This is a genomic window from Snuella lapsa, from assembly GCF_039539345.1.
Classification (GTDB): Bacteria; Bacteroidota; Bacteroidia; order Flavobacteriales; family Flavobacteriaceae; genus Snuella; species Snuella lapsa.
In genome coordinates this window covers 55,953-65,463 of sequence record NZ_BAABCY010000105.1, presented here as the reverse complement: position 1 = coordinate 65,463, position 9,511 = coordinate 55,953, and the positions used below count along the sequence as shown (strand labels likewise).

The window sequence follows — 9,511 nt, the reverse complement described above, 5'->3', positions numbered from 1 at the left end:
AAGAATTTTATCAAATTAAAAACGTGGCATAGGTCTTAGAAAAATTGTCCGACTTTTTGTTGCAAGTCCAACGTAATAAGGAAAATAATTGGATACAAAGCCGAATAGAAAATATAACAACGCCAACTAAATAGACTGTAAAGGCATAATCCCAAATATTAAAAGAAGCCTCTCTAGTTTCTATAGGAATGCTAATTGGAGCAGATTCTAAACTATCAAGGTTGACAGGAGTGTATTCAATATAAATGGGGATAACTATGAAGGGTAAGGCGATGGCAGAAGCTAAACCTATTAGTAAAAAGAGGCGGTTTGAATGGAAAAATGTATCATGTTGTAAAAGTACCTTGTAGAAAAGATAAAATATGGAGATAATGGCAGATGCTTTTAGTAAATATTCCACGATTACTTTTGCTTTTCAATTAAGTCTATAATTTCTTTTAATTCCTCTACACTTATCTTTTCTTCTTTGGCAAAAAATGATACAACATTCTTATAGGAACTGTTAAAATAGTTTTCAATAGCATTGTTCATGAACTTTTTTCGGTAGGCTTCTTTTGTGATAATAGGATAGTATTGATGTGTTTTGCCATAAGCATAGTAATCCACATAGCCCTTTTCTTCTAAATGTCGAATAATAGTAGAGAGGGTATTATAGTGTGGTTTATCTTCTTCAATTTCTGCTAGAACATCTTTTACAAAAGCTTTTTCAAGTTTCCATAGAATATGCATAATCTCTTCTTCTTTATTAGTTAGCTTTTGCATGGAATAGATAAGTCTTTCAAATGTTTATGTGTAATATGATAATTCAAATGTATAACTATTTTTGTAGTTATACAACTATATATGTAGTTTTGTAACTATTTATTTAGTTTTCAAATCTTTTGAAAAAGAAAAAGAGGCGAACGTTAAAGTGTGTGCCTCTTTTTGCAAAAATTAACTAACTAACCAAACTAATCTAATCTTTTGTTATAACTATTATTGCGCCGTCTTTAGCCTTTTCTCCATAAATGCTAGTGGCTATTTTTGAATTTAAAACTTCAACATCGGCTATTTTGTCTGCTTCGGCCAATCTATTGAGCTTTTCAAAGTCACTTTCCTTACCGTCAATAATGATGAGTTTTTCGGTATTGGGGTTATCTATAAACTTATATTTACCAGTGTGGTTGGGCGTTACATGATTAAATCCACGTTGCATTTGTTCCATGAGTTCTTTTATGTTAAAACGCTGACCATTAAAAAAGATACTATCGTTTATGTCCCCAAATAAGTCATTAAGATTAAGGTTGTTAAAATTACTGCCAAATAAGGAGTCGCTTGGAAAACCAAAGGGGAAATTGGGCTTATTAAAAAAGGTAAAATTGCCCATGCTTTTTTCCCCTTGAGATATAAATAACTTACCACCTTTTCTGCCAAAGCTTAATTTCTCAATAGGGGTGTTACTGGATACTTCGTTAACTATTTGTTCACCATGAGCATCTTTTAAGGTAATGCGAATACCAGTTAGCTGCCCTATGTCATTTCTGTTAACTTTAGTGAAACTAGCGGTTATTTCGTTTTCTTTTAGCATGCTTATAATATCATCTAGCTCGTAATCGTTGGTGTCATTATCCAAAGTAATAATAACATCAGTGGTTTGTGATATTGCCTTTTGAGGGTTATTAAAAGCATTAGCCTTAAGTAAGACAAGGGATAATAGTGAAATCAGAAAAAAGATAAGTTCGATTTTAGAAAGACGTATTGTTTTCATGGTTAAAACTTTTTTAATCAAAATTATAACAGAATTAAATGTGTTGTAAAAGTTTAACTGAATTTTATCATCGAATGTTAACAATTGTAAAAATCTATGCCTGCTTTAAAAGAGGGTGTATTATCTTCGCAAAAAATTGTTTTTATGAGTATAATTTTAGTTGTTCTAGGTTTCGTGCTCTTGGTAATTGGTGGAGAGTTTTTGGTACGGTCATCTGTAGCTTTGTCTTTTAAGTTCGACATATCCAAAATGGTTATAGGGATGACCGTTGTTTCCTTTGCGACTTCTGCACCAGAACTATTGGTGAGTATTCAGGCTGCTTTATCAGGGTCTCCGGCAATAGCTATCAATAATGTAGTAGGTTCTAATATTGCTAATATAGGTTTGGTTTTGGGAATAACGGCTTTGGTAGGGCCAATAGCGGTCGATAGATCGTTTTACAAGCTCAACTGGCCTGTCATGATGGTGTTTTCTTTATTCTTATATTATTTTCTTTACAATGATGCAAAACTTTCGCTTGTAGAAGGAAGTACATTGTTTGCTGGCCTTATATTATTTTTAATGGTATTGATAAGAGGGTTAAAAAATAATACAGTTGTAGACGAAGTTGACGAAACTTTGGCCGTTGTGTCTGGTTTTAAAATTTTTATTTGGTTGGTCATTGGGGCTTCAGCTTTATATTATGGTAGCGAATGGTTAGTGGAGGGAGCTAAAGAAATAGCGCAGGCCATTGGAGTAAGTGAGGCGGTAATAGGAGTTTCCTTAATAGCTATTGGTACAAGTGTACCAGAGTTGGCTGCATCGGTGATCGCGGCCGCTAAACAAGAGAAAGCTATTTCACTTGGTAATTTAATTGGTTCCAATATATTTAACATTGGCTCTGTTTTGGGGCTAACAGCTATTGTTAAGCCGATACCAGTAACTGAAAAACAGATACTTTCCAATGATATTTTTTGGATGCTGGGTTTTGCTTTAGTGTTACTGCCTATGGTATTTGTTAAGCAGAAATTTCAGATAAGCAGGGCTAAAGGGTTTTTATTGGTATTTGCTTATGGAGTGTTTATGTTTTTGGTATTTGCTATGAAATAATTTATATGCGAAAGAATTAATTTGTAGATATTATTGCAATAAAAAAGACTGCGTTTAGCAGTCTTTTTTATTATGAACAAAATGTTTGTTTATCTTAAGCTTTGGCAGAATTAAGTGTCTCAGCTGCATCAGCAGTAACATCAGCAGATTTAACAGTTTTAATAATTCTAGCAGCAATTTTGTATGGATCACCGTTAGATGCAGGTCTTCTATCTTCTAACCAACCTTTGTATCCTCTTTCTACAGTTGCAATTGGAATACGTATAGAAGCACCCCTATCAGAAACACCGTAAGAGAAATCAGTGATAGCGGCAGTTTCGTGTAACCCGGTTAAACGTTGGTCATTAAATTCACCGTAAACCGCAATGTGCTCATCAACAACTGGGCGGAACGCTTCACATATTTTTTCATATACCTCTTTAGAACCACAAGTTCTTAGTGTACTGTTTGAGAAGTTGGCGTGCATACCGGAACCGTTCCAATCCAAATCTTTTCCAAGTGGTTTTGGATGGTACTCAATATAGTAGCCGTATTTTTCAGTTAATCTGTCCAATAGATATCTTGCAACCCAAATTTCGTCACCAGCTTGTTTTGCACCTTTGGCAAATAATTGGAATTCCCACTGTCCGCAAGCTACTTCTTGGTTGATGCCTTCAAAGTTCAATCCAGCTGCTATACATAAATCAGCATGCTCCTCAACTAAATCTCTTCCGTGTGTGTTTAAACCACCAACAGAACAGTAGTACATACCTTGAGGTTTTGGATACCCGCCTCTTGGGAATCCTAGAGGTAATTCAGTATGAACATCCATGATGAAATATTCTTGCTCAAAACCAAACCAGAAATCATCATCTTCATCATCAATAGTAGCTCTACCATTAGATACGTGTGGAGTACCATCAGGGTTTAGAACTTCAGTCATTACTAAGTATCCGTTATTTCTTTCAGGATCTGGATAGATAGCAACCGGTTTTAGGATACAATCAGATGATCCACCTTCCGCTTGTTTCGTTGAAGATCCGTCAAACGACCAATTTCCTATTTCTTCAAGTGTGCCTTGAAAATTTTCATGCTCCTCAACCTTGGTTTTACTTCTCATATTTTGAGTAGGGAAGTATCCGTCTAACCAGATGTATTCTAATTTAATTTTTGCCATAATAGATGTTTTATTAATTGAAATAATGATACAAATATAATTTTTTATGTGATACTTTGTAATTTATGGGGGTGTTTTAATAAAAGTACAGGTTATTTTTATTTAGACCCTATTTTTTTAAGGTATAATTTAAAAAAAGAATATTTTTAGATGTAATTATTGAAAGATTGTTAACAACAAATTTTGGGGATTATGTCGGATTATTGTTTTTCGAACCTTATTTTTGCTAAAATTTTATTACTCAACTTGTTAAAATTGTTTTAAAAAATGTCAACATTAAGATTTCATGCTATAAAAGGATCTTTAGGTTCAAAACCAGTTGCTGTAGAAGAGAAGATACGGCGTTCTGAATTATTTGGAGAAAATGTGTTTAACGAAAATACCATGCGTCAATATTTAACCAAGGATGCTTTTGTTGGGGTCGTTAATGCCATAAAGTATGGTAAAAAGATCGATCGAGGTATTGCAGATCAAGTTGCGTCTTCAATGAAGGATTGGGCTTTGTCTAAAGGAGTGACTCATTACACACATTGGTTTCAGCCATTAACTGGAGCAACAGCAGAAAAACATGATGCCTTTTTTGAAACTACTGGAGATGGAATGGCTATTGAAAAGTTTGGAGGGAGTCAGTTAGTGCAACAGGAACCCGATGCTTCCAGTTTTCCTAGTGGAGGTATTAGGAATACTTTTGAGGCAAGGGGCTATACTGCTTGGGATCCAACATCGCCTGCATTTATTTATGGAACGACCTTATGTATCCCAACCATTTTTGTTGCGTATACAGGAGAAGCATTAGATTATAAAACGCCATTGTTAAGGGCGCTCCATGCTGTTGATGATGCTGCTACAGCGGTGTGTCGTTATTTTGACAAGAACGTAAAAAAAGTGTCGTCATCTTTAGGTTGGGAGCAGGAGTACTTTTTAATAGATAAGCGGTTAGCTGCGAGTCGTCCAGACATTACATTAACAGGGCGTACCCTTTTAGGGCATTCGCCGGCAAAAGGACAACAATTGGACGATCATTATTTTGGGTCAATTCCAACAAGAGCCTTAAATTTTATGCGCGAGTTGGAAAATGAGTGTATGCTTTTAGGGATTCCAGTAAAAACACGCCATAACGAAGTAGCGCCCAATCAATTTGAATTAGCACCTATTTTTGAAGAAGCCAATTTGGCGGTAGATCATAATTCCCTATTAATGGATGTTATGGGACGTATTGCTTCTCGTCATAACTTTAAAGTTTTGATGCATGAAAAACCTTTTGCCGGAATTAATGGCTCAGGAAAGCATAACAACTGGTCGCTTTCAACAGATACAGGAGTTAATTTATTAGCTCCAGGAAAAACGCCAATGAGTAATTTACAATTTTTAACATTCTTCATAAATACAATTAAGGCAGTTCATAAGCATGAGGCTTTGTTGCGTGCTGCTATAGCATCGGCTAGTAACGATCACAGACTGGGAGCAAACGAAGCACCACCAGCAATCATTTCGGTATTTATTGGAGAGCAACTTACCAAAGTGTTGGAGGAATTAGAAGGCGTTACAAAAGGGAAGTTATCACCTCAGGAAAAAACAGAACTTAAGTTGAATGTTGTTGGTAAAATTCCAGATGTTTTATTAGATAATACAGATAGGAACAGAACCTCTCCTTTTGCATTTACTGGTAATAAGTTCGAGTTTAGAGCTGTTGGATCTACAGCAAATTGTGGTAACCCAATGACGGTTTTAAATACTATCGTAGCTAAACAGTTAAAGGATTTTAAAGTAGAAGTGGATGCCCTGATAGATAAGAAAGACTTAAAGAAAGACGAGGCAATATTTAATGTGTTACGCGAGTATATTAAATCGTCCAGAGATATTTTGTTTGAAGGTAATGGCTATGGAAAAGAATGGGAAGAAGAAGCTAAGAGAAGGGGGCTAAGTAATAACAAAACAACCCCAGAAGCCTTAAAAGCGCGTATTTCAGAGCAAACGATAGCCTTGTTTGAAGAAATGGAAGTTATGAGTCGTATAGAGACTGAGGCGCGTTATGAGATTGAAATTGAAGCTTATATCATGCATATCCAAATAGAAGGCCGTGTGCTAGGTGATATTGCAAGGAATCATATTGTGCCTACAGCAGTGAAGTATCAAAATATTCTTATAGAGAACGTAAAGGGTTTAAAGGAAATTTTCGATAAAAAGTATGAGGCGGTATCCAAGGAACAGTTGAGCTTAATAGAAGATATTTCCAGTCATATTGAAGGGATAAATGCAAATGTTACTAAAATGATTAACGAACGCAAAAAAGCTAATAGCATTGATGACATTGAAAAAAAAGCCTATGCATATTGTTTTAATGTTAAACCGCTATTTGATGATATTCGCTATCACTGCGATAAGCTAGAGTTGTTAATTGACGATGAGATTTGGCCTTTAACAAAGTATAGGGAATTACTGTTTACAAGATAATCTATTTGCCTACTATAGAATCAAAAATCCTAATCTAACCGATTAGGATTTTTTTTGCCCGTTGAAAAGTATTTTTCTGCATTTGGTCTTAAAAAGAATAAAAGTAGTAGGGTATTTTATTTTATGGTTGTTTCTATCATAACTAATGAGTAACACAAAAAAGCATCTCTCAATGATCAATGTAAATTTCATGAAAAACTACCAAAACCTATTTTGTTTTTCGTAGTTGAGTTTATGTCTAATTAAGAAAAAATGACTCTCAGTTTTTTATATACGACCATCAATGCTTTGTGTTATTTGCTATTTACCCCCAGTATTTTATTGAACTAAAATATTAACCTATTAATTAATCCAAATTTTTAAAACATGAAAAATTATTTTTTTAGTACAACCTTAATGTTATGTGGAGCATTTGCATTTGCTCAAAGTAATGTCAGTGATGTAGACCAGACAGGAACAGCAAACTTATCCTTAGTTAGTCAAGTAGGCTATATGAATGAGTCTAAAGTAGATCAAGACGGTAAAAACAATGTAGATGGAGGACATTACAATGCAGCTTTTGTAGATCAAGTTGGGAAAAAAAACACGGCAGATATTAAACAAGCAGGTGATGATAACGATAGTTACGTTACACAAAGAGGTAGATACAATAGTGCTACTGTTGATGTGGGGGTTGGATATGCCGAAGGCAACTTGACCACTGCTTACCAAAGAGGAAAAGGGAATGTTTCTTGGCAAAAACAACGATTTGATAACAACGAAGCTCATGTAGATCAAAAAGGAAGAAATAACGAAGCAAGACAGGATCAAAACAGTGGACCTAACCATTCTGATGGTAATCTTGCTATTGCCAATCAAGAAGGAAAAGGTAATTACGCCGATCAATACCAAAAAGGAAATAATAACTACGCATATGTAGACCAATTGGGAAAAAGCAACGAAGGTTACCAGACCCAAAATGGAAACGGTAATAGTGCTAAGTTGATCCAGGACGGTGGTTATAACTATGCTGCACAAGATCAAGATGGTGATGAAAATATGGCTTTTGCAGAGCAGGATGGTTTCTCAAATTATGCAGAGCAAGATCAAGACGGCAATAAAAATAAAGCAAAAGTAGATCAAGATGGTGCTTTTAACATAGCCAAACAAGATCAGAATGGTGATAGAAACAGAGTAAAAGCAGATCAAGTTGGAGCCAATAACTATGCTAACCAAAATCAATATGGTAACAAAAATAAAGCTTTAGTAGATCAAATGTATTTTGGGAACAGAGCTTACCAATACCAATATGGTAACAAAAATGAAGCTAAAGCTTATCAAGTTGGAAATACTAATGTAGCATTGCAAACTCAGTTTGGTGAAGAAAACGTAAGTTTAATAGATCAGGATGGAGGGTACAACTTAGGAGTAACACTTCAGTCTGGATATGGTAATGATTCTACCATTTTGCAAAATGGAGGATTAAACTTAGCAGGATCTGCCCAATTTGGAAACATGCACGTAAGTACGATAACCCAAACAGGTGTTGGAAACGTTGCAGGAACTTTACAAACTAACTAATATCCCCTTTTTTTAGTTCAATAAAATTAAAAGAAAAGGAGGTGTGTCTTAAGCCTCCTTTTCTTACTTTGTTTTTGTTAAGAACAAGCCTTTTAATCGGTATCAATGAAAATACACCCTGCCCTTATAGCACTTATGCTTTTTATATGTTTTTCAACAAGTTTGGCATTTTCTCAAGAATTGTCAGGTGATTATGGAACTAATAACGAGTTGTCGATCTTTAGCTATAAAAGTCAAGTATCCAATTTTTTAATGCAGCAACAAGCGGTAAGATTGGCATCCCATAAAAAAATGGCGCCTAAAAGTGAAATTACGTTGCAGCAAGTAGGGGATTATAATACCATACATGCATTTTCAACTCATGTGAGTGCTGATATAAAATATTACCAAGTAGGAAATTTTAATAACATAGAAAGTGTTAATGCTATAGCAGATGTTTCGGAAGAGCTAATCCAGGAAGGAAATAATAATGCGGTTTATAGTTATGCGTATGGAAATGTAACGTACGATAATTTTAAATTGTTGCAGAAAGGTGACGACTTACTTCTGGAAAGGTTTGGTGTTAATTCGTTATCGAACAACATTAAAATTAAAATGCAAGGAACGGCTAAAACATTGGTCATAAGAAGTTTTTAATTTTTTAAAAGTATGTACGGCAAGCGTCATCAGATATTACTGCTTTTTTGTGCCTTGTTTGTTAAGCTGGGTTTTGCCCAATTAACAAACAAAGAAATAGTGGCAAAAATAAAGTTTGAGAATGTAGATGATTTTATAAGTGTAAAGGGAACAGCTACAAATACTCTAGATGTTATTAAAAGCTTAAGGTATTCTATGCATGTTATAAAAGCCAATAATAAAACTTCAAACACATCGAAATCGACTCAGGAGGGGCGTTTTACACTTTTGGCAAATGAAACAAAAGAATTGTCAGGTACAACCATTAATCAGGATGAAAAAGACAAAGTTATAGTCATTTTGCTGATTTACGATGACGAAGACGTGCTTTTGGGAAAGGACAGACTTGTTTTGTCGAATAATAATGTGCCTGTAGAAGCAAAAATACCGAATGATGGTATTGAGATTCTGGGTATTGTAACAGAAGATACAAAAACGAAAGCAGGGAGGGATTTTTACGAGTTCTTTTATTCTATGTACAATTTAAATCAGATAAAAGGAAGTAAGATTGTGAAAATATCAGAAAGATTAAGTTTGGGGAGAAACACCATAATACAAATAAGTATTGATAATTCGGTTGTAGATGAGTTTTTCGTGAAACCAAATCAGGAGTATTTAGAGCAAAGGGCAAAATTGTCAATACGGAAAGTATTTAAGTACTTCCAGGATATTAAAAAACAAAAAAAATACATCACACAATATTAAAAGAGTAGAGGATAAAGTGCAAACATCCATTAATAAGTTTAATCAAACAATGAAAAGGTTGTATGCATGATTGAGCAAATTCATCCCCTTAGTTCAATATAAACTTTAGTCGAAGCATACTAATT

8 protein-coding genes are annotated in these 9,511 nt (G+C 34.6%); 5 read left to right on the top strand and 3 right to left on the bottom strand.

Going from position 1 to position 9,511, the window contains the following annotated elements:
• Positions 1 to 402 precede the first annotated feature (402 nt).
• A complete protein-coding gene (locus ABD792_RS18835; protein ID WP_345008077.1) occupies positions 403 to 762 on the bottom strand; it encodes a BlaI/MecI/CopY family transcriptional regulator in 360 nt (119 codons plus the stop codon).
• Between the two features lie 193 nt (positions 763 to 955).
• Complete coding sequence (locus ABD792_RS18830) at positions 956 to 1,747, bottom strand: hypothetical protein (protein WP_345008075.1); 792 nt, start codon at positions 1,745 to 1,747, stop codon at positions 956 to 958.
• 144 nt (positions 1,748 to 1,891) lie between these two features.
• Between ABD792_RS18830 and ABD792_RS18825 the strand changes: the two genes are divergently transcribed.
• Positions 1,892 to 2,836, top strand: coding sequence for a calcium/sodium antiporter (locus tag ABD792_RS18825; RefSeq protein WP_345008074.1), 945 nt, complete (start codon positions 1,892 to 1,894; stop codon positions 2,834 to 2,836).
• 94 nt (positions 2,837 to 2,930) lie between these two features.
• Here the strand turns inward: ABD792_RS18825 and ABD792_RS18820 are convergent, their stop codons facing one another.
• Positions 2,931 to 3,992: a glutamine synthetase beta-grasp domain-containing protein gene (locus ABD792_RS18820; RefSeq protein WP_345008072.1), complete on the bottom strand. Its 1,062-nt coding sequence runs from the start codon at positions 3,990 to 3,992 to the stop codon at positions 2,931 to 2,933.
• A gap of 267 nt (positions 3,993 to 4,259) precedes the next feature.
• On the opposite strand from ABD792_RS18820, the gene ABD792_RS18815 reads away from it, so the two are divergent.
• The 4 genes from ABD792_RS18815 to ABD792_RS18800 all read left to right on the top strand — a co-directional run bounded on the left by ABD792_RS18815 (position 4,260) and on the right by ABD792_RS18800 (position 9,386).
• Positions 4,260 to 6,446, top strand: coding sequence for a glutamine synthetase III family protein (locus ABD792_RS18815; RefSeq protein ID WP_345008070.1), 2,187 nt, complete (start codon positions 4,260 to 4,262; stop codon positions 6,444 to 6,446).
• A 366-nt stretch (positions 6,447 to 6,812) separates the two neighbouring features.
• Entirely contained in the window at positions 6,813 to 8,006 is a 1,194-nt protein-coding gene (locus ABD792_RS18810; protein ID WP_345008068.1) for a hypothetical protein, read from the top strand.
• 105 nt (positions 8,007 to 8,111) lie between these two features.
• Positions 8,112 to 8,642, top strand: a complete 531-nt coding sequence (locus tag ABD792_RS18805; protein WP_345008066.1) for a hypothetical protein — start codon at positions 8,112 to 8,114, stop codon at positions 8,640 to 8,642.
• A 99-nt stretch (positions 8,643 to 8,741) separates the two neighbouring features.
• Complete coding sequence (locus ABD792_RS18800; RefSeq protein WP_345008064.1) at positions 8,742 to 9,386, top strand: CsgE family curli-type amyloid fiber assembly protein; 645 nt, start codon at positions 8,742 to 8,744, stop codon at positions 9,384 to 9,386.
• The last annotated feature ends 125 nt before the right edge of the window (positions 9,387 to 9,511 follow it).

Bases quoted from the DNA above. Each gene is read 5' to 3' on its own strand.
- ABD792_RS18805 (WP_345008066.1), top strand. From the start codon at position 8,112: ATGAAAATACACCCTGCCCTTATAGCACTTATGCTTTTTATATGTTTT.
- ABD792_RS18815 (WP_345008070.1), top strand. From the start codon at position 4,260: ATGTCAACATTAAGATTTCATGCTATAAAAGGATCTTTAGGTTCAAAA.
- ABD792_RS18825 (WP_345008074.1), top strand. From the start codon at position 1,892: ATGAGTATAATTTTAGTTGTTCTAGGTTTCGTGCTCTTGGTAATTGGT.
- ABD792_RS18835 (WP_345008077.1), bottom strand. From the start codon at position 762: ATGCAAAAGCTAACTAATAAAGAAGAAGAGATTATGCATATTCTATGG.
- ABD792_RS18820 (WP_345008072.1), bottom strand. From the start codon at position 3,992: ATGGCAAAAATTAAATTAGAATACATCTGGTTAGACGGATACTTCCCT.
- ABD792_RS18830 (WP_345008075.1), bottom strand. From the start codon at position 1,747: ATGAAAACAATACGTCTTTCTAAAATCGAACTTATCTTTTTTCTGATT.
- ABD792_RS18810 (WP_345008068.1), top strand. From the start codon at position 6,813: ATGAAAAATTATTTTTTTAGTACAACCTTAATGTTATGTGGAGCATTT.